The sequence below is a fragment of the Mucilaginibacter sp. UYNi724 genome, assembly GCF_054057495.1.
The window spans coordinates 181685-201731 of the sequence record NZ_JBSRZI010000003.1 but is presented as its reverse complement, the minus strand read 5'-3'; the positions used below and the strand labels follow the sequence as shown (position 1 = coordinate 201731).

Sequence of the window (20047 nt, the reverse complement as noted above, 5' to 3'; positions counted from 1 at the left end):
GAACTATTAACCATGACCTACAATACTAACCCCTACCAGCTATACGCTTCGGCGCTCATCCATTTGCCTTGTACCTTCATTACCTTCTCAATAATGTCGCGGGCACAGCCTTTGCCGCCGGCGTAAGGCGATACATAGGCGCTGATGGCTTTTATCTCTTCGGCTGCATCTGCCGGGCAAACAGGCAGGCCAACCAGTTTCATTACCGCCAGGTCCGGGATATCATCGGCCATGTAAAGGATATTGGCCGGGTTAATACTTTTCTCTTCGATGTAGATCTTAAAACGTTCAGACTTGGTATGCGCACCCATATAAACATCGGTTATCCCCAAACTATTTAAACGGAAGAGTGCGCTTTTTGACCTGCTGCCAGATATTGCTGCAACATTGTAACCGCATTTAACAGCTAACTGCAAAGCGTAACCATCCTTAATATTAAAGGCACGGCTTTGTACACCGGTTTCGGTCACAAATATCGACCCATCGGTAAGCACACCATCCACATCAAAAATAAATGTGGTAATATCTTTAAGCTTGGTTAAAAAGGATTCCATTTTGTTGGATTACACTGATTTTTTGATTTTACCGATTATTAACTGCAAACTATCAACTGCCTACTGCAAATTATTGGTTATCTCTCCACTCGTACACCCAGGCGCTTTGTATCTGCTCCAGGTGGCCTTCGCTTGATTCCTCGCGCGTGCCTTTAAAGTTTGGCAGGCTAAGCACCCAGTCCAACAACTCAGTAAAGCGGATGCGGTATATTTTTGACTCGCCAAAATCGTCACCAAACTTTTCGTAAAGGCTCATGGCAATGTCCTCGTGGTCGTTCCAGTGTATTGGCAGGGCGAATTTATCGTCGTTCATTATCATTTCTTGATTCGTGATTCTAAATATCTTGACTCTTAAATATTAGTGGCCCATAAAGCCCGATTGATCCGGGAGGGTAACTTCTATATCACCATCAATGATAACACACTGGCAACCCAGGCGCGATGTAATGCGCGGGTTTACAGCCCTATCAATGAAGTCTTCTTCCTTATCAGATATCTCCTGAATGTTATCCATCCCTTTGTTAACATATACATGGCAGGTACTGCAACCGCATACGCCACCGCAGTTGTGCTGCAGGTCGATGCCGTTTTCCAGGCAAACGTCTAAAACAGATTCCCCCTCGGCTATAGCAAGTTCCACGCTTTCGTGGTCCTTCTCCTCAAAGTTAATCTTTACTTTAAAAATATTCATTTTGGCAAAAGTAACAAAATTACTTATCCCCGTCGCGGCTGTTTTGGTTTTTGATAATATCCTGACTTAAACGTGTATAAATTTCCTGCAAATTGGGCTCATCATTCAGCATTTGCAAATGGCTTCGCATGGTTTGTTCGTCGTTGCGCACAGCAGGGCCGGTTTGTACGCTTACCGGCGAATGCTCTCTTATTTTGTCGGCAGTTTCGGCTATCAGCGGGCGCATCATATCAAAACTCATATCGCTTCCTGCCAAAAGCTGCTCGCCAATACTGTACAGGTGATTGGTAAAATTGCATGCAAACACAGCAGCCAGGTGCAATACTTTGCGCTGCGCAGAATTTACACGATAAACATTATTGCTGATGTCGCGCGCAAGGCTTTCAAGGGTTTGGGTAATGGCTTCGTTTACACCCTCTATACAAAGCGGTACTTCCCTAAAATTAACCTCTTTTGTTTTGCTGAAGGTTTGCAGCGGATAAAACACACCCGCATTAGGGGTGAAATTTAATACCTCCTGCAGATCAACCGCGCCGGAAGTATGTACAATAAGCTTATTATGCCTGGATAAATGTGGGACAAATGATGCGATGGCATCGTCCTTAATAGCAAGGATAAAGACATCGGTATCGGGGCTGATGTCCTGGGGGTTATCAACCGCCTCTGCGCCCACATGGTAAGCTAACAAAGCGGCATTGTGCAGGTTACGGCTGTAAATTTGCGCAATGCGATGGCCTGCATTTTTAAATGCTGCCGCCAAATGTGTAGCAACATTGCCCGAGCCTATAATAGTAATACGCATAACAGCTATATAAATAGATGGCGCTAAATTAAATATTTAAAGTATTTTTATTCGTTAAAATCAATCAATCTAATTGATATGAAATTTTTGAAGAGCCTTATGTTGACCATTGTGATCCTATTGACATTTGGAGCCGTTGCAGCTTACATTATCTACAACCACTACAACGTGGAAAAAAAAGAACTTACTTACGAACTCCGTAAAAACAGCAACGGCAGCTACATCGAACTTACCAACGGCGTTACCCATTACGAACTTGACGGGCCCGATACCGGTAAAGTGGTGGTCCTGATCCACGGCTTTAGCGTGCCCTACTACATCTGGAACGGCACTTATGAATATTTGACCGAACACGGTTTCCGCGTTCTGCGCTATGATCAGTTCGGCCGCGGCTTTTCTGACCGGCCGAACGTAACCTATAACAAACAGCTTTATTTTGAGCAATTGAACGAACTGCTTGATAAGCTCCACCTTAAAAAATCGGTGAGCCTGGTAGGTGTATCATTCGGTGGCGAAGTAGCAACCGATTTTACCGCTGCCTACCCAGATGCCGTAAACAAGGTGGTTTTGATAGACCCGGGTTACGTGTCCAACAAGCCAAACTATCCATCTTTCGTGCTTGATTTTTACGAGGCCACCCATGCAGAAGAGCGTGCACTTGGCCAAATTTCCGATTTTAAATACCCAACCCGCCATCCTGGCTGGGCCGAGCAATACCAGCCACAAATGAAATATAAAGGGTTCCGCGGGGCGTTGGTATCAACAATATATAACTACAACTACAACGCCCGCGAAGCAAATACCGCCCTGAATGATAAACATAAACCGGTATTGCTTATTTGGGGTAAAGAGGATAATACCGTGCCGTTCAGATTTAGCGACTCGGTACGCAGCGTGCTTAAAACAGAATTTTTACCTGTGGATGATGCCGGGCACCTGCCTTTTATTGAGCAGGCAAATATTGTTAACCCCGCTTTGGTAACATTTTTGAAGAATTAGCATCTAACTATAAACAAACACTAATTAATACACTATGGACACTTCGTTAATTACCACCAGCACCAGGTTAGACGGTTATAAAGTTGTTAAACATTTAGGCGTTGTACGCGGCATTACCGTGCGTAGCCGCAGCGTTGTGGGCAACTTTGCCGGTGGCATCCAATCGCTGTTTGGCGGGAGGCTTTCTGTTTATGTAGAGCTTTGCGAAAACGCCCGCGAAGAGGCTTTTCACCTATTGATACAACATGCCCAGGCTATTGGCGCAAACGCCATTATAGGGATGCGTTATGATGCCAACGAAGTGATGCAGGGCATTACCGAGGTACTCGCTTACGGTACCGCTGTGGTTGTTGAAAAGGTAGCCGAGTAATTATATAATATGTCATTGTGAGCCTGTCGGGTTTATAAGTCTTCGACAGGCTCAGACTGACAAAAAACGACATTGTATCAATCGCACCGTAAAATAAACTTCTATCTTTGCTTCAAATTACATTCTCATGCAAGTAATAAAGCAATATATAGAAGAAAATAAGCAACGTTTGCTTGACGAGTTATTTGAACTACTGCGCTTCCCATCTGTTAGCGCCGACCCAAAATATGCCCCTGATGTTTTAAACGCTGCCGATTACGTAGCTAAAAAACTAACCGATGCAGGTGCCGATAATGTGGAGGTTTGCAAAACTGCAGGATACCCTATTGTTTACGGCGACAAAATAATTGACGCTTCGCTGCCAACCGTATTGGTTTACGGCCACTACGATGTGCAACCGGCCGACCCTTTAGAACTTTGGCATACCCCTCCTTTTGAACCAACCGTGCGCGATGGTAAAATTTATGCCCGCGGCGCTTGTGATGATAAAGGCCAGTTTTACATGCACGTAAAGGCATTTGAACTGATGATGCAAACCGATACCCTGCCATGCAATATCAAATTTATGATAGAGGGCGAGGAAGAAGTTGGCTCCAACAACCTGGGCGTCTTTGTTAAAGCCAACAAAGAGCGCTTGAAAGCTGATGTGGTATTGATATCTGATACCTCGATGATCAGCATGGAGCACCCGTCTTTAGAGACTGGTTTACGTGGCCTATCTTACCTGGAAGTGGAAGTAACCGGCCCTAACCGCGACCTGCACTCGGGCGTTTACGGTGGCGCGGTGGCTAACCCTGCAACCATTTTGGCAAAAATGATAGCTTCCCTGCATGACAATGACAATCATATCGCCATTCCCGGTTTTTACGATGACGTTATCGAATTAACCGCTACTGAGCGTGCCGAGCTTAATGCTGCCCCGTATGATGAGGATGAATACAAAAAAGACCTTGATATTGCCGAAACATGGGGCGAAAAAGGCTATACCACTTTCGAGCGTACCGGCACCCGCCCGACCCTTGAGGTGAACGGCATCTGGGGCGGTTATATTGGCGAAGGCGCTAAAACCGTATTACCATCAAAAGCAAGTGCTAAAATATCGATGCGATTAGTACCAAACCAAACTTCAGAGAAAATCACGTTGCTGTTTACAGATCATTTCCTGAAGATAGCACCTAAATACGTTAAGGTAAAAGTTACCCCGCACCATGGCGGCGAACCGGTGGTTACCCCTACCGATAGCATTGCCTACAAAGCGGCGCAAAAAGCCATTGCGGAATCATTCGGTACGCAACCTATCCCAACACGTGGTGGCGGCAGCATCCCAATCGTAGCTTTATTTGAAGCCGAACTGGGCCTAAAAACGGTGCTAATGGGTTTCGGACTTGACAGCGATGCCCTGCACTCGCCAAACGAGAAATATGATATTTTTAATTATTATAAAGGAATTGAGACTATCCCATTATTCCATAAGTATTTTGCGGAATTGAGTAAGTAGTCTAAACTCGAATTCCAGGAATTGTAAGAATTTATTGAATTATTAATGCTCGCGTTCTGTCAATTCAATAAATTCTTACAATTCGAGTTCAGACGATTGTTATCTTCTCACACCCCTCCAAAAAAACCTCATCTGCATCTGCGCCTATCCCAACAGCATCGCTGATGTTGAGCCTGTAGCCATCATAAGTTACACCGCCCACGCATGGGTCAACCAAGTGGCCCAGCATGCAGGTATCCATATCATAAAATCTAATATTAGGGCTGGCGTAGACAAAATGCAGTTTGGCGCTTAGGGCTATGCGGCTTTCCAGCATCCCGCCCATCATACAGTGGATGTTCCGCTCGGCGGCAGTATCGTGGATCTTTTTAGCTTCCAATATCCCTCCCGATTTTGCCATTTTGATATTGATGTAATCGCAGGATTTGCTTTCAATCTGCATCCGTGCATCGTGGTGGTTATAAACGCTCTCATCAGCCATAATCTTTACGGGCGATAATTTCATAAGTTCGGGCAGGCGGTCGTTGTACCAGATGCGCATGGGTTGTTCGCAAAATTCAATGTTATAAGCACCAATCGTTTGCAAGGCAAATAACGCGTCGTCAAAGGTCCAGCCCTGGTTAGCATCAACACGGATCTTCATCTCGCGACCAACAGCTTCGCGGATCTGCTTAATACGTTCTACATCCGTTTTAGCGCCTTTGCCTAATTTTACTTTAAGGATGTTTGCCCCAGATGCTTTAAAGTGGATAGCCTTTTGGGCCATCGCTTCCGGTGTGCTGATACCGATTGTGATGTCGCTTTCCACCACGCGCTTTTCTCCGCCCAAAAACTTGTATAATGGTAACCCCGCATTTTTAGCGGCAATATCATATAAAGCCATATCAAAAGCACTTTTTATTGTGGTGTTGCCGGCGGCGGCTTCATGCAGTTGCTGCATCCGGGCCGGGATATCCAGCGCATCCTGCCAAATCCACAATGCTGCGAAATACTTAGCCATGACCAAACAGGTATTCTGCGTTTCACCTACTATCATTGGGAACGCCGAACACTCGCCTACACCATAGAACCCTTTATTGGTATGTATGCGGATGAAAACGTTCTGCGCATGGTCCATAGTGCCGGTGGCAATGGTGAACGGCTCCATGGGGATGCTGAAACGGTAGATATCGATGGTGGTTATGATTGCTGACATGGCTGTATTGCTTAATTGCTAAAATAGCAGAAATTAAATACCCGTTAGCAAAATTTGCACATTAACACATTTAGCTTATATTTGCGTTAGTACATCGTACTATTTCATTTCGGTTCTCCGGTTTCTGCCCCTCTATCTAAGAAACCGTCCATGCGCCGAAATCCAACTTCACGACAATTTATTTAATTAAAAAATATACATGGCATTAACAAATTTGCCTGGTCCGTTTGATTATAACTCAACCAGAAATAAACTTTTATTAACAGAATACGGGCGTAACGTGCAAAACATGGTGAAATACATTGTGGCGTTACCAACTAAAGAAGAGCGCAACAAATACGCACAAGTGGTTATAGACCTGATGGGCTTCTTAAACCCCCACCTGCGCGATGTGGCCGATTTTAAACACAAGCTTTGGGATCACCTGCACATCATATCAGATTTTCAGCTGGATGTAGATTCACCATATCCAAAACCAAGCCCGGAGGCCATCCACATGAAACCCGAGCCGCTTAAATACCCTAACCAGCGCATCCGGTATAAGCACTACGGTAAAACTATCGAAATGATGATAGAGAAGGCCAAAGCCATTGAAGAGCCGGAACGTAAACGCCACATGGTACAGGCTATTGCCAACTTCATGAAAATGGCCTACGTGCAATGGAACAAAGATTCGGTTGCTGATGAAACTATCTTGTCGGATCTTTACGCCTTATCCGGCGGCACCTTAAAACTGGAAGAGAACGTAAACCTAAACCGTGTCGAGTTCCGCGCTAACCCATATCAAAATAACCAGAACAATAATAACAGCCGCGGGCGTAACAATAATAATAACCAAAATAACCGCGGCGGCGGCGGTAGCAGCAATGGCGGCGGCGCTCGTACCAACAATAATAATCCCCGCAGCAATAATAACAACAACCAAAATAACCGTAACCGAAACCCGGGAGGCGCTAAAAAATATTAATCAGTTCTTAGATCATTGTTCATGGCTCATAGATAATCCTGTAAATATGGCTGACCTTTTGCCGATTATTTTATAATCTTTGCAGAGGTAAATCAGTCGAATTTGGTTTGGCTATGAACTATCAACCATCAACCATTAACTAAATGAGAAACGCATTCGAAATACAGGGCGGTAAAAAGCTTAAAGGCGAGATCATCCCACAGGGCGCTAAAAACGAAGCATTACAAATTATAGCGGCGGTTTTATTAACCGACGAAAAAATGACCATCAGCAACATCCCGGATATACAGGATGTGAACAAACTGATTGAGTTACTGGGCGACATGGGTGTTGAGGTTAACCGCATCTCGCGCGATACCTGCACTTTCGAAGCTAAAGAAATAGACCAGGATTTTTTCACTTCGGAAGCTTTTAAAACCAAGGGCGGCGGTCTGCGCGGTTCTATTATGATATTAGGCCCGCTGTTGGCGCGGTTTGGTAAAGCATCTATCCCAAAACCGGGTGGCGATAAAATTGGCCGCCGTAGATTAGATACCCACTTTTTGGGTTTCGAAAAACTGGGCGCACGTTTTGATTACAACCCCGACAACGGCTTTTACAATGTAGATGCATCAAACCTGCAGGGTACCTATATCCTGCTTGATGAGGCATCGGTAACCGGCACGGCTAACATTGTGATGGCAGCAGTTTTGGCAAAAGGTACAACCACCATTTACAACGCCGCATGCGAACCTTATCTGCAACAGCTTTGCAAAATGCTTAACCGCATGGGCGCGAAGATCAGCGGTATCGCATCAAACCTGCTAACTATTGAAGGCGTAACCGAACTTGGTGGTACCGAACACCGCATGCTGCCTGATATGATAGAGATAGGTTCATTCATCGGCCTTGCTGCCATGACAGGTTCCGAGATTACCATTAAGGATGTGCATTACGACGAACTGGGTATGATACCTGACGTGTTTAAACGCCTGGGCATTAAACTGGAGCGCCGTGGCGATGATATTTACATCCCATCGCAAGACCATTACGAGATAGATACCTTCATAGATGGCTCGTTACTAACCGTTGCAGATTCGCCGTGGCCGGGCTTTACCCCCGACTTGCTGAGCATTGTGCTGGTAGTAGCCACACAGGCTAAAGGATCGGTACTTATCCACCAAAAAATGTTCGAGAGCCGTTTGTTTTTCGTAGATAAATTGCTGGATATGGGCGCCAACATCATTCTTTGCGATCCACACCGCGCTACTGTTATCGGCTTAGATAAAATGGTGCAGCTACGTGGCATCTCCATGACCTCGCCGGATATCCGTGCGGGTGTATCGCTATTGATTGCTGCGCTTTCGGCACAAGGCCAGTCTACCATTTACAACATTGAGCAGATAGAACGCGGTTACCAAAACATCGATGAGCGCCTTATCGCGCTTGGTGCCGATATAAAACGCGTTTAAAATATTATCACACGAGACATTGAACCCCGAATAATGGAGTGGCTTTATACCTCGTTTTTCGGGGTTCAAAATTCAACATTCGATATTATTCGTTTTTATACTATTTTTATGGCAACCAACCAATAGCCAATAATGCCTTATAAAAACCGGAGGTCATCGTATTCTACCTTTATACTGATCTTTGTTGCGTTAAAAATCATCCTAAACCTGTTTGCCATCAGCAATTTTGGCTTTCACCGCGATGAACTTTTGCACCTGGTTTTAGGCGACCACCTGGATTGGGGCTATAAAGAAGTACCACCTTTTATTGCCTTGCTGGCAAAAATCACCCTTAACGTTTTTGGCGATTCGGTTTTCGCGGCACGCATCTTCAGCACCATAGCAAGCGGATTAATCATTTGGCTCACCGGTCAGATAACTGCCGAACTTGGCGGCCGCAGGTACGCCATCACCATCGCTTGTTTAGCGTTGATCTTTGCCCCTGCCTTCGCGGCAAGTGGTTATTTGTTCCAACCCGTGGTATTCGATCAGCTTTGGTGGGTGGTAACGGTTTGGTTATTTGCCAAATACCTCAACACTGCCGACGTAAAATACCTGTATTGGCTTGGTGTGGCTGTGGGTGTTGGCATGCTTACCAAGTACACCATGGCGTTTTTCACTGCATCGCTTATAGTGGGTATCTTGATAAGCCGCGAGCGGAAACTGCTTTTTAACAAACATGTTGCTTATTCGGCATTAATAGCCATCCTGATATTTCTGCCCAATATTATCTGGCAATTCGCACATCATTTGCCGGTTATCCACCACATGCAGGAATTGCGCGAAACCCAGTTGGACTATGTAAAACCTATGGATTTTGTAATGCAGCAGGTGTTGGTAAACGGCGTCGCGTTACTTGTTTGGTTCACCGGGTTTTGCTTTTTATTGTTCTCGTTCAAGCTGCGCAGGTTTAGGTACCTGGCAATTGCCTACGTCTTGATATTTTTGTTTTTACTGGAGATGAACGGGAAAAGCTATTACCTTTTTGGCGCCTACCCTATGCTGTTTGCCGCCGGTGGTTTCGCTTTAGAGCGCATGCTTAAACGCACTTATTACATATTACGCACGGTTGCTGTATTGATTGTTGTAGTTCCAAACTTGCTTTTACTGCCATTGGTATTACCCATATTACCGTTAGACAGAACAGTTACTTTCATAAAAAACACCGAGCGCCGTATGCCCTTTTTGAGTTTCATAACAAAATGGGAAGACCAGAAACAACACCCCCTAACACAAGATTACGCTGACATGCTGGGCTGGGACGAAATGGCTAAAAAAGCTGCCGACACTTACGACAGCCTTACCCCTGAACAACAAAAACACACGCAGCTGTTTGCCGACAACTATGGCCAGGCGGGCGCCCTGCATCATTACAGACATAAATACAACTTGCCTGAGGTTACCAGCCTAAACAGCAGTTTCCAGCTTTGGGCGGCCGATAGCCTGAGCGCGCACTACATTATTTATGTGGACGATGATGACAACGTTAAACGCAGGCTTAGCAAAGTCGTAGAAAGTTACCGCGAAACAGGCCAGGTACTAAACCCTTTAGCCCTCGAGCATGGGTCAAGAATCTATTTGATCACCAACCCATCGCCAAAGCTAAACGAGATCTATAAAGCAGAGTTGGCTAAGAAAAGATTGCAGTAGTTTAGCTGAAACTAAACTATTGCGCAATTATTCTGTTAATTCTCCAATTCTATAAATCCTTATTCAACCATGCGCGGAGTAAAAACTATCCTTTTCCTCACCATATCTAATATGTTTATGACGTTTGCCTGGTACGGGCACCTCAAATTTAAGGAATATGATTGGGGGAAAAATCTTGGCCTTTTCTCAATTATCCTCATCAGCTGGGGGCTGGCGTTTTTTGAATACGTTTTCCAGGTACCGGCAAACCGCGCAGGCTTTAAAGAAGATGGTGGGCCGTTCACATTAGTTCAGCTTAAAACCATACAGGAAGCTATTACGCTCACCATGTTTATGGTATTCACCGTCGTGTTCTTCAAAACCGAAAAGCTTGGCTGGAACCATTTGGTAGGCTTTGCGCTTATCGTGCTTGCGGTTTTTGTGATATTTAAGAAGTGGTGATGTTGATATGCAGATGCGTGGATATGCAAATGTGCAGATTAAATTAGGTAAGAACGTCCTCCGCTCTTACTTCACATACTACAGGTATAATGTTCACGTTCACGGCCGTGAACGTAATGAATATTCATAAATGGTTAACAATCAGGACTATTTAATTTAAGTACATGACAGAATATCGTCACCAACACTGTGGAATATTTAATATGCAGCGGCCAGATGGGTGTTTAATTAACAGGAGAGATTAAATTATAAAAAAAGAGACGCGAGGTATCGCGTCTCTACAACTAATTTATTTGCGGTAATACTTACCGATCTAAGCTGATATAGCATTGATGATGTCATACTGGGTGATGATCTCGATCTTACCATTGTCATCCTCAACCAACACCGCAATATTATCTTTGTTGATCATACCCGAGATCTTATCAATAGACGTATTTAGGTCGATAAAAGGGAATGGCGCGGTTGAGATATTTTTTATCGGCTGTGATTTAATGCCGGGGTTCTCTATCAGCGAATCCAGGATATCACTTTCTGTTATCTTGCCAATAACCATACCTTTTTGGGTAACAGGGATTTGGCTTATGTTAAGCGATTTGATCGTATTTATGGCTTCCAGAACAGTCTTTTCGCAATCTATAGTTACTATCTCCTGGTTTTCTTTTTTGCTGATGATGTGGCGTGCGGTCAGCTTTTCTTCTTTGATAAAGCCGCGGTCGCGCAACCAATCGTCGTTATACATTTTGCCCAGGTAACGGGTACCATGGTCTGGGAAAATGATCACCACAACATCCCCCTCTTTAAATTTATCTTTCATCTGCAATAAACCTGCAACGGCAGAGCCAGTTGAGTTACCTGCAAAAATGCCTTCCTTACGGGCTATTTCGCGGGTCATTAGGGCAGCGTCTTTATCGGTTACCTTCTCAAAGTGGTCTATCAGGCTAAAATCAACGTTTTGCGGAAGGAAATCTTCGCCAATACCTTCGGTGATGTATGGGTAGATCTCGTTTTTATCAAACTCACCAGTTTCTTTATACTTTTTAAACACCGAGCCGTAAGTATCAATACCCAAGATCTGGATAGCCGGATTTTTTTCTTTCAAAAATTTGGCAGTGCCGGATATGGTACCGCCTGTTCCTACACCTACTATTAGGTGGGTAATTTTACCTTCGGTTTGCTCCCATATCTCGGGGCCGGTGCTTTCGTAGTGCGCCTGCGAATTGCTCAGGTTATCGTACTGGTTGGGCTTCCATGAGTTAGGTACCTCGCGCTCAAGACGTGATGATACTGAATAGTACGAACGCGGGTCTTCCGGCTCAACATTAGTAGGGCACACAATAACCTCCGCACCAAAAGCGCGCAGCGCATCAAACTTTTCTTTCGATTGTTTATCAGTACTCGTGAAAATACACTTGTAGCCTTTAATGACAGCCGCTATAGCCAAACCCATACCGGTGTTGCCTGATGTGCCTTCTATAATTGTGCCGCCGGGTTTAAGTTTACCGCTTTTCTCGGCATCTTCTATCATTTTAAGGGCCATACGATCCTTAATGGAGTTGCCCGGGTTGGTTGTTTCTATCTTAGCCAAAACAGTAGCAGGGATGTCCTTTACTATCTTGTTAAGCTTCACCATAGGGGTATTACCAATGGTTTCGAGTATATTATTATGCCACATATTATATTATCTACTTATCCCGTAGGTTTAACAGGACAGGTACAAAATTAATAATTAATGATGAAAGTGAGTAGTTGAATAATTAGTAGTTACTTGCAGGCGACAAACCGATAGTAAAACCACTCTTTATTTACTTAAAACCGCCTTACACTTTAAAACTTTAGGTGCTTAACCGTCAAGCCGCCGTTTATAAGTTGCTTTAAAGATTCGATACCTACCCGCAGGTGTGTTTCTACATACTGAGTGGTAACGTTGCTGTCGCTTTCGGCAGTCTTAACACCTTCAGGGATCATCGGTTGGTCTGATACCAGCAGCAATGCACCTGTAGGGATCTTGTTGGCGAAACCGGTTGTAAAGATGGTTGCAGTTTCCATATCCACCGCCATGGCGCGCAGGCTTTTCAGATATTTCTTAAACTCTTTGTCGTGTTCCCAAACGCGGCGGTTGGTGGTGTAGCAGGTACCTGTCCAATAATCGCGGGCCTGGTCACGTATGGTTGTCGAGATGGCTTTTTGCAGCGCAAATGATGGCAGTGCAGGCACTTCCGGGGGTAAGTAATCGTTTGATGTACCCTCGCCCCTTATGGCAGCTATAGGCAGTATCAGGTCGCCTACGTTATTCTTCTTTTTAAGGCCGCCGCATTTGCCTAAAAATATTACGGCTTTTGGATGTATGGCGGTTAGCAGGTCCATTACGGTAGCAGCTACCGAACTGCCCATACCAAAGTTAATGATGGTTATGCCATCGGCTGTTACGCTTTGCATTGGTTTATCCAGGCCCATGATAGGCTCGTTATTATGCCATTCAGAAAACAGCTGCAGGTATTTGGAGAAATTTGTCAGGATAATATATTCGCCAAAGGCATCAAGCGGCCGGCCGGTATACCGGGGCAGCCAGTTGGCTACAATGGCTTCTTTGGTTTTTAAACCCGATTTTACCGGGGTAGAAACTTCTTTGATCTTTTTTGATGGGTTTGTGTGGTCATCTTTCTTTACGTCTAATTCTTCGTTCATCTTTTTTGTCCTCTTTTTTGTGTGTATGTATGTGTATTTTAAGGCTATAAAACCTTTTTATACAGCAAACCCCGGTGTGTTTTCACCAGGGTTAGTGTGTAATATACGAAAATACTTTTATACTATCAAATAATTGTTAAGCTACCTTTAACTTTTTAAGGTCGCTCTTCTCAAATTTGTCTCTCGCGTACTCTAACGTTACGTTTAAACGCTTCACATCTTTTTGTGATGGAAACTCAAACATGGCATCAATCATAATAGCCTCGCATATCGAGCGTAAGCCACGTGCGCCAAGTTTAAACTCCATTGCCTTATCAACAATAAAATCAAGCACATCAACATCAAACTCAAGCTTCACGCCTTCGTATTCAAACAGTTTTTTGTACTGTTTAAGTAACGAGTTTTTAGGCTCGGTTAAGATATTATGTAGTGCCTCACGGTCAAGCGGGTTAAGATAAGTTAATACCGGTAAACGGCCTATCAACTCAGGGATCAAACCAAACGATTTCAAATCCTGCGGAGTAATATACTTATACAGGTTCTTCATATCTATTTCACTGTCATCGCGTTTCATTTTGTAACCCACAGTTTGGGTACGCAAACGGTTAGCAATCTTTTTTTCGATGCTATCGAATGCGCCGCCACAAATGAAAAGGATATTACTGGTGTTTACCGTAATCATTTTCTGGTCCGGGTGTTTACGGCCACCTTGCGGCGGTACGTTAACCATGGTACCTTCCAGTATCTTTAATAAGGCTTGTTGCACACCTTCGCCGCTTACATCACGGGTTATGGACGCATTATCACTTTTGCGGGCAATTTTATCAACCTCGTCAATATAAACGATACCACGCTCGGCAGTGTTCACATCATAATCTGCAGATTGCAGCAAACGGGTTAGGATGCTTTCCACATCCTCGCCTACGTAACCAGCTTCGGTAAGTACGGTAGCATCACAAATGCAAAAAGGAACATTAAGCACTTTGGCAAGCGTTTTTGCCAGCAAGGTTTTACCTGTGCCGGTTTCTCCCACCATAATGATATTAGATTTTTCTATCTCTACCTCATCCTTATCAATACGTTGGTTTAACCTTTTATAGTGGTTATACACCGCAACCGATAATACCTTCTTGGCATCGTCCTGGCCTATGATGTATTGATCGAGGTGTGCTTTTATTTCGGCAGGTTTAAGCATAGAAGGCACCGCGGGCGAAGCTTTTACTTTGCGCACCTTTAGTTCTTCGGCCAGTATTTCGTTAGCCTGGTCAACGCATTTATCACAAATGTGCGCGTCGAGCCCTGCTATCAGCATCAGGGAGTCCTGTTTGCCGGCGCCGCAAAATGAGCACCTGATCTCCTTGCTGTTCTTGTTCATTTTATAAGGTTTTATCAAAGATAAGGATTTGGCTTTTTATAAACCAATTTTAAGTAAGTGGTTGATTAAGTTGCTCGTGAACGTTATTATTAACTACACCATACGACCAACTTAATCAACTATTCACTACTACTAATTTTATTTTGATTTTGTTTTATTGCCTTTTAATATTTCGTCTATCATACCAAATTCCTTAGCTTCTTCGGCAATCATCCAGTAGTCACGGTCTGATGCTGCATAAACTTTGTCGTATGATGCACCGCTGTGGTCAGCAATTATCTGGTACAATTCTTTTTTCAATTTAGTGATCTCGTGGTAAGAGATCTCAATGTCAGACTGCTGGCCCTGTGCACCACCCGATGGCTGGTGAATCATTACACGCGAGTGTGGCAATGCCGCGCGTTTACCTTCGGCACCGGCACATAATAATACCGCGCCCATTGATGCTGCCATACCTGTACAGATAGTAGCTACATCATTTGAGATCAATTGCATGGTATCGTAAATGCCTAAACCTGCATAAACAGAACCACCCGGCGAGTTAATGTAAAGCTGGATATCGCGTTTTGCATCGGCAGATTGCAAGAATAATAATTGCGCCTGGATAACATTTGCGTTTTGGTCATAAATAGGATCGCCCAGGAAAATGATCCGGTCCATCATTAAACGCGAAAACACGTCTAATTGAGAGATATTTAACTGGCGCTCTTCGATAATGTAAGGCGTGTAACCCATTGGCGGGTTTACAATACCCGTTGGCATACTGTTACGGTTTACACCGCCAATAAACCTATCTACATAGGTACTGCTGATACGGTGGTGTTTAACAGCATATTTTCTGAATTCGTTTTTATCTGGATTACTGTTCATGTGTATGTAATTTAGTTGTTATGGCACGGGCTGATTAGCCCGCAATAAATATAGTTTTTAGTTGAATAGATTTTATACTATTTAGTTTGGTGAAAGTAAAAAAACGAGCCCCCTCTAAATCTCCCCCGTAAGGGGAGACTTTAAAAAATCTCTTTAAAGCCTTCGGAGAGGGTTTAGGGGGGGCCTATAACACAAAAGCATTTGCTGTTGGGCAAATGCTTTTGGTAATATATTATTTGAACTTTACTGTTTATGCAGCAAGCTTGTTAAAATCAGAGAACAAGATCTCTTTTTTATCAAGCGTAATAACACTTTTGATGTAATCAAACACCTTAAGCGCTTTTACTTGTTCAAATACTTTGTTAGCATTTTCTTTATTCTGAAGGTATTGCACAGTGTACTGGCCTAACTGCTCATCGGTTAACGCCTGCGGGCTATACATCCGGAACTGTTGGTCTAAACTGCCTTTTGCAAACTCAAACACTTCCTCGTATTTAATATCGATGTTGTTTTCCTTCATCAATTTATTTTCGATAAGCGTCCATTTAAGGTTTTTTGCAAAATCGTTGTAACCGCCTTCCAATTCTTCCCCGGTCAGTTTTTCGTTCGTAGCCTTTAACCAACGTTTTAAAAATGCATCAGGTAGTTCAAAATCAACTTTACCAATACTGTAGTGGTAAATTTCGTCCTGCAGTTTGCGCTCAGCATCCTGGGTCATCATCATTTCTAACTCTTCGGTAATTTTAGCTCTAAAACCGGCCTCGTCGGTAACTACACCTTCACCAAATAATTTATCAAAGAACTCCTGGTTTAAATCGCCTTCTTCTAAACGGTTAACATTTTTAACGTTTAGATTAAAGTTGGATTTTAAGTCAGCCGCTTCATCTTCTTCAATTTTTAATAAACCGGCAACCTTGGCCGCGTCGTTATCAAAAGCCGCGTTGATGTCAAATACCAACTCGTCGCCTTTTTTCAAACCAAGCAGCGATTTTTTGATCGCCTCGTCCTGGATCTGATCTAAACGTACAGACGTGATATTGCTTATGCCTCCTTCAAAAACAGAACCATCCGGAGAAAGTTGCGTTAATTCAGCATAAAGAACGTCATCATCTGCCGATACGTCAGGATTTGTCATTTTGCCATAGCTGCGACGGATATTTTTGATACGTGATGCTAATGTTTCCTCATCAACTTTTATCACATACTGGGTAACTTTATCTTTGGATGAAAAATCGATGTTAAACTCGGGCGCCAAACCAACTTCGTAGTTAAATTCAAAGTTATCGGCAAAATCCCAGTTGTACTCTTTCTTGTCATCCACTTTTGGTAAAGGCTGGCCTAATACTTCAAGTTTCTCTTCCTCTAAATATTTGTTTAAAGTATCAGATAGCATGTTGTTGATCTCATCGACCAAAATGCTTTTACCATACATTTTTTTAATGTGACCAACCGGCACCATACCCGGGCGGAAACCTGGTAGTTTCGCTTTCTTAGCCTGGTCTTTCATTGCTTTTTCAACACGTGGCTGGTAATCTTCCGGGTTGATGTTGATTTTAACAACTGTATTCAGGTTATCAATTTTTTCCTGTGATATATTCATCTTTTTACCTGTTATTAGTTAATCTTTATTCATAGTACAGCCCTTAAGCGCACAAAATTAGAGGCGCAAAAGTATAAATTTATTTTGAATTTAGTCATGCATTTGGCTTGCTTTGCAATTTAACTGCGCTGTTGTTTACAGGTTTAAGCGTTTTAAGATAGGCGTTAAACACTATAGAGATTTTTAAATCGCACTTAAACAACAATGGCGGACAAAAGCCGCCACTGTTTAAATTATAGCCTCGAAATAATATTTTTTTAGTCTATCTTTTTAACAGATGAAGCGCCAGATTGATCGTTGTTTACTTTTGAAGGGTTACCACGGTATTGAATATCGCTCGAGCCGCTGGTATGAACATCCAACTCGTTCAAAACATTTATTTTACACTCGCTCGCGCCCGATGTGCTGATCTTATATTTACCTACCACAAAATCAAGTGCCTCCACCTTACCAGACCCGCTCATATCAATATCGTGTGATGCCGCCTGGCCTTTTAAATAGATCTCGCTTGAACCGCTTGCGCCTGTGTGTACTTTGCCGGCACTAAGATCCAGATCGATTTTAGTTGAACCGGATAGGTCGATATTAAGGTCTTTAACATTTAAGCGACCCTCTGATCTTACATCAACCGCGCCAGATGCGCCAATTGCCTCCAGGTTTTTAACACCAATAATCAATACGCTTTCGCCGCTTGGGCAAATATTACGGCGGCTGTGTACTTTTAAGGTACCGCCTTCAACAGTAGTTTCTACGTATTTAAACAGGTTATCATCAATAGTGATGGAAATAGATTCGGTACTATCTTGTTTTAAAACAACCTTGTAACCGCCAGATACATCTATTTTGGTAAAGCTTGTCATTTTACGGGCTTCGGTACGTTGGCTGCCATTGCCCTTTATACACCTGAACCGCCTGCACGATGAGAACAATGTGATTGATACAGCTGCTACCAGCAGTACTATTTTAAAGTTTAAGTTTTTCATGTTTTATCAGTTTAGTTTTTGGACGATGATTTATGGGTTGAAGTTACACTAAAAGTAAAAAAAGCCGCTGATTATCTAACGGCTTTTTGATATAAGAAGGACTTTTATGCAGCAGTGCTGTTGATTACAAATTTGCTAATTCGCTTTGTTTAACCTTTGCTATGGCTACGCTGGTAGTTTGCGCGGTGGTGTTTACGGCTACAAAGTTTTTATGGCTAACGTTTGCAGGTTGGGTGCAGGTTAAGTTGTAATCGTTTACGTTTCCGGTTAAGTTCACTTTGGCGTTGTCGTTAACGTTTACGGTTGCTTTGTAGGCTTCTACATTTAAGTCGGCAGTTGCGGTGTTGTACAAGTTAACTTCAAGGTCTAACTTTTCTAATTTACCAAATGATCTTACTTCAGCATTATCATAAGCGCTGATAGATTGCAAATCGGCTGCTGTTACCCAAACCACTAATTTTTGGTTTTTGTAAGATGAGATCCTTAGCACACCGTTTTTGCTTTGTACAAGGGCGCTTTCTGAGTAGTATTTGTTGTAAACTTTAACCTGGTCGGCAGTGCCATCAGATACATAAAGTTCAACGTTTCCGTGAATTTCGATCGTGTTGATTTTGTTTACGTTAGTTAATACGGTTACGGCTTCGTCGTTATTATTATTAACGTTTGCATAGGTGTTTGTTGTGGTTACCACTGCCATAATCATTACGGCTACCATGGTGAAGATTGATGTTTTCATTTTATTAATATTTTGATTATGAATACTATAAGTTGTGTTGTGTTATTAAATACACCTATATGACGACCGTGCCGCATAAACGTTACAGGCACTTTGGGTGTATTAGATACAGTGCAGGTTTATGTCGGTAAAGGGTATAAAACAGTCGGTGAAAGGGCGGGGAATTTGCATGTTGGAAAGAGAAGAGTCAAGAATCAAGAGTCAAGAAACAATAAACAAGATTAAGCTACCCTACTTTTTCCTACCCTCTTTCGCGCAGCGAAGAGAGAGTTGACGAGCGAAGCAATGTTAGGGTGAGTAAGTTCTAAAATTTGCGATTTAGACAGGGCGGTGAACCACAAAAAAACCACCGCTTTTTGCGGTGGCTTCCTAAAATATATGTTGAACTTTTGCAAAAGTAGTACTTACAGTATGGCTAATTCTGATACGTTAGCCTTAACAAATTTGTTGGTTACTGTTTTGCTGCGGTTAGCAGCAGCCAGGTTTGCCTGGTTAACAGTCGCAGACTGGTCTTGTACCAGGTTATAGTCGTTAACAGTACCGCTGATGTTTGCTTTAGCACGGTCGTTTACGTTGATGCTTGCTTTATAAGCGTCAAGGTTCAAATCTGCAGACGAATTGTTGTTAAGCGTTACATCAAGGTCTAATTTCTGCAGGCTGCCAAATGATTTTACTGATGAGTTGTCGTTGGCAACAATTGATTGCAGATCGGCAGCTTTTACCCAAACCACTAATTTTTTATCCGTGTATGATGAGATACGTAACGTACCGTTTTGGTTTTGTACCAAAGCGCTTTCTGCGTAGTACTTGTTGTAAACTTTCACCTCGTCTGCGCTGCCGTCAGATACGAACAGTTCCACGTTTCCGTGTAATTCTATTTTGTTGATCTTGCTAACATTGGTAAGCACTGTGCTTACTTCTTCGTTGTTGTTGTTTGTAACAGATGCAAAGGTTGATGTTACTGTACCTAATGCTAATGCGAAGATGGTTGCTATGGTTAAAACTGAAGTTTTCATTTTATTATTATTTGAATGTGAGTGTGTTAATTATTTTCTTGTTTTTAAATACACCCATATGACGCCCCCATCCGGCAAACGTTACAGCCGTTTTGAGCCAAATAGATGTACACCCTGATTAT

The 20047-nt window shown here is 43.1% G+C and carries 20 protein-coding genes; 7 read left to right on the top strand and 13 right to left on the bottom strand.

Annotated elements, in window-relative coordinates:
• Positions 1-32 precede the first annotated feature (32 nt).
• From ACVW0P_RS06220 to ACVW0P_RS06205, 4 genes are all read right to left on the bottom strand, one after another.
• Entirely contained in the window at positions 33-554 is a 522-nt protein-coding gene (locus ACVW0P_RS06220; protein ID WP_354429626.1) for a KdsC family phosphatase, read from the bottom strand.
• Between the two features lie 70 nt (positions 555-624).
• Positions 625-867: a Fe-S cluster assembly protein IscX gene (gene iscX / locus ACVW0P_RS06215; protein ID WP_252756468.1), complete on the bottom strand. Its 243-nt coding sequence runs from the start codon at positions 865-867 to the stop codon at positions 625-627.
• Positions 868-912: 45 nt separating this feature from the next.
• The gene (locus ACVW0P_RS06210) at positions 913-1245 is read right to left on the bottom strand and encodes a 2Fe-2S iron-sulfur cluster-binding protein (RefSeq protein WP_354429622.1); all 333 of its coding nucleotides are present in this window, start codon (positions 1243-1245) and stop codon (positions 913-915) included.
• A 19-nt stretch (positions 1246-1264) separates the two neighbouring features.
• The gene (locus tag ACVW0P_RS06205; RefSeq protein WP_457131307.1) at positions 1265-2047 is read right to left on the bottom strand and encodes a Rossmann-like and DUF2520 domain-containing protein; all 783 of its coding nucleotides are present in this window, start codon (positions 2045-2047) and stop codon (positions 1265-1267) included.
• Positions 2048-2125: 78 nt separating this feature from the next.
• Here ACVW0P_RS06205 and ACVW0P_RS06200 point away from each other — a divergent pair, with 78 nt between their 5' ends.
• The 3 genes from ACVW0P_RS06200 (at position 2126) to ACVW0P_RS06190 (ending at position 4914) form a co-directional block, all read left to right on the top strand.
• Positions 2126-3046, top strand: coding sequence for an alpha/beta fold hydrolase (locus ACVW0P_RS06200; RefSeq protein ID WP_457131306.1), 921 nt, complete (start codon positions 2126-2128; stop codon positions 3044-3046).
• A 34-nt stretch (positions 3047-3080) separates the two neighbouring features.
• Complete coding sequence (locus tag ACVW0P_RS06195; RefSeq protein WP_457131305.1) at positions 3081-3416, top strand: YbjQ family protein; 336 nt, start codon at positions 3081-3083, stop codon at positions 3414-3416.
• A 127-nt stretch (positions 3417-3543) separates the two neighbouring features.
• Positions 3544-4914: a dipeptidase gene (locus tag ACVW0P_RS06190; protein WP_457131304.1), complete on the top strand. Its 1371-nt coding sequence runs from the start codon at positions 3544-3546 to the stop codon at positions 4912-4914.
• An 88-nt stretch (positions 4915-5002) separates the two neighbouring features.
• On the opposite strand, the gene ACVW0P_RS06185 is transcribed toward ACVW0P_RS06190, so the two are convergent.
• Positions 5003-6109, bottom strand: coding sequence for a mandelate racemase/muconate lactonizing enzyme family protein (locus ACVW0P_RS06185; protein ID WP_457131303.1), 1107 nt, complete (start codon positions 6107-6109; stop codon positions 5003-5005).
• 199 nt (positions 6110-6308) lie between these two features.
• Here ACVW0P_RS06185 and ACVW0P_RS06180 point away from each other — a divergent pair, with 199 nt between their 5' ends.
• The 4 genes from ACVW0P_RS06180 to ACVW0P_RS06165 all read left to right on the top strand — a co-directional run bounded on the left by ACVW0P_RS06180 (position 6309) and on the right by ACVW0P_RS06165 (position 10657).
• Positions 6309-7076 (top strand): DUF4290 domain-containing protein, encoded by a 768-nt coding sequence (locus ACVW0P_RS06180; RefSeq protein WP_457131302.1) that lies wholly within the window; start codon positions 6309-6311, stop codon positions 7074-7076.
• A gap of 143 nt (positions 7077-7219) precedes the next feature.
• Entirely contained in the window at positions 7220-8527 is a 1308-nt protein-coding gene (gene murA / locus ACVW0P_RS06175) for a UDP-N-acetylglucosamine 1-carboxyvinyltransferase (protein WP_457131301.1), read from the top strand.
• A 132-nt stretch (positions 8528-8659) separates the two neighbouring features.
• Positions 8660-10216, top strand: a complete 1557-nt coding sequence (locus ACVW0P_RS06170) for an ArnT family glycosyltransferase (RefSeq protein ID WP_457131300.1) — start codon at positions 8660-8662, stop codon at positions 10214-10216.
• Between the two features lie 69 nt (positions 10217-10285).
• Entirely contained in the window at positions 10286-10657 is a 372-nt protein-coding gene (locus ACVW0P_RS06165; protein WP_457131299.1) for a DMT family protein, read from the top strand.
• Positions 10658-10970: 313 nt separating this feature from the next.
• Here the strand turns inward: ACVW0P_RS06165 and ACVW0P_RS06160 are convergent, their stop codons facing one another.
• The 8 genes from ACVW0P_RS06160 to ACVW0P_RS06125 all read right to left on the bottom strand — a co-directional run bounded on the left by ACVW0P_RS06160 (position 10971) and on the right by ACVW0P_RS06125 (position 19925).
• The gene (locus ACVW0P_RS06160) at positions 10971-12332 is read right to left on the bottom strand and encodes a pyridoxal-phosphate dependent enzyme (protein WP_457131298.1); all 1362 of its coding nucleotides are present in this window, start codon (positions 12330-12332) and stop codon (positions 10971-10973) included.
• A gap of 152 nt (positions 12333-12484) precedes the next feature.
• Positions 12485-13345, bottom strand: coding sequence for an AMP nucleosidase (locus ACVW0P_RS06155; RefSeq protein ID WP_354429601.1), 861 nt, complete (start codon positions 13343-13345; stop codon positions 12485-12487).
• A 136-nt stretch (positions 13346-13481) separates the two neighbouring features.
• Positions 13482-14720: an ATP-dependent Clp protease ATP-binding subunit ClpX gene (gene clpX / locus ACVW0P_RS06150; protein WP_354429599.1), complete on the bottom strand. Its 1239-nt coding sequence runs from the start codon at positions 14718-14720 to the stop codon at positions 13482-13484.
• A 138-nt stretch (positions 14721-14858) separates the two neighbouring features.
• A complete protein-coding gene (locus tag ACVW0P_RS06145) occupies positions 14859-15590 on the bottom strand; it encodes an ATP-dependent Clp protease proteolytic subunit (RefSeq protein ID WP_457131297.1) in 732 nt (243 codons plus the stop codon).
• A 250-nt stretch (positions 15591-15840) separates the two neighbouring features.
• On the bottom strand, positions 15841-17190 hold the full coding sequence (tig, locus tag ACVW0P_RS06140) for a trigger factor (protein WP_457131296.1): 1350 nt from the start codon (positions 17188-17190) through the stop codon (positions 15841-15843).
• 257 nt (positions 17191-17447) lie between these two features.
• Positions 17448-18173: a head GIN domain-containing protein gene (locus ACVW0P_RS06135; RefSeq protein ID WP_457131295.1), complete on the bottom strand. Its 726-nt coding sequence runs from the start codon at positions 18171-18173 to the stop codon at positions 17448-17450.
• Positions 18174-18297: 124 nt separating this feature from the next.
• On the bottom strand, positions 18298-18909 hold the full coding sequence (locus tag ACVW0P_RS06130; RefSeq protein WP_457131294.1) for a GIN domain-containing protein: 612 nt from the start codon (positions 18907-18909) through the stop codon (positions 18298-18300).
• Positions 18910-19313: 404 nt separating this feature from the next.
• Positions 19314-19925, bottom strand: coding sequence for a GIN domain-containing protein (locus ACVW0P_RS06125; protein WP_457131293.1), 612 nt, complete (start codon positions 19923-19925; stop codon positions 19314-19316).
• Positions 19926-20047: the final 122 nt, after the last annotated feature.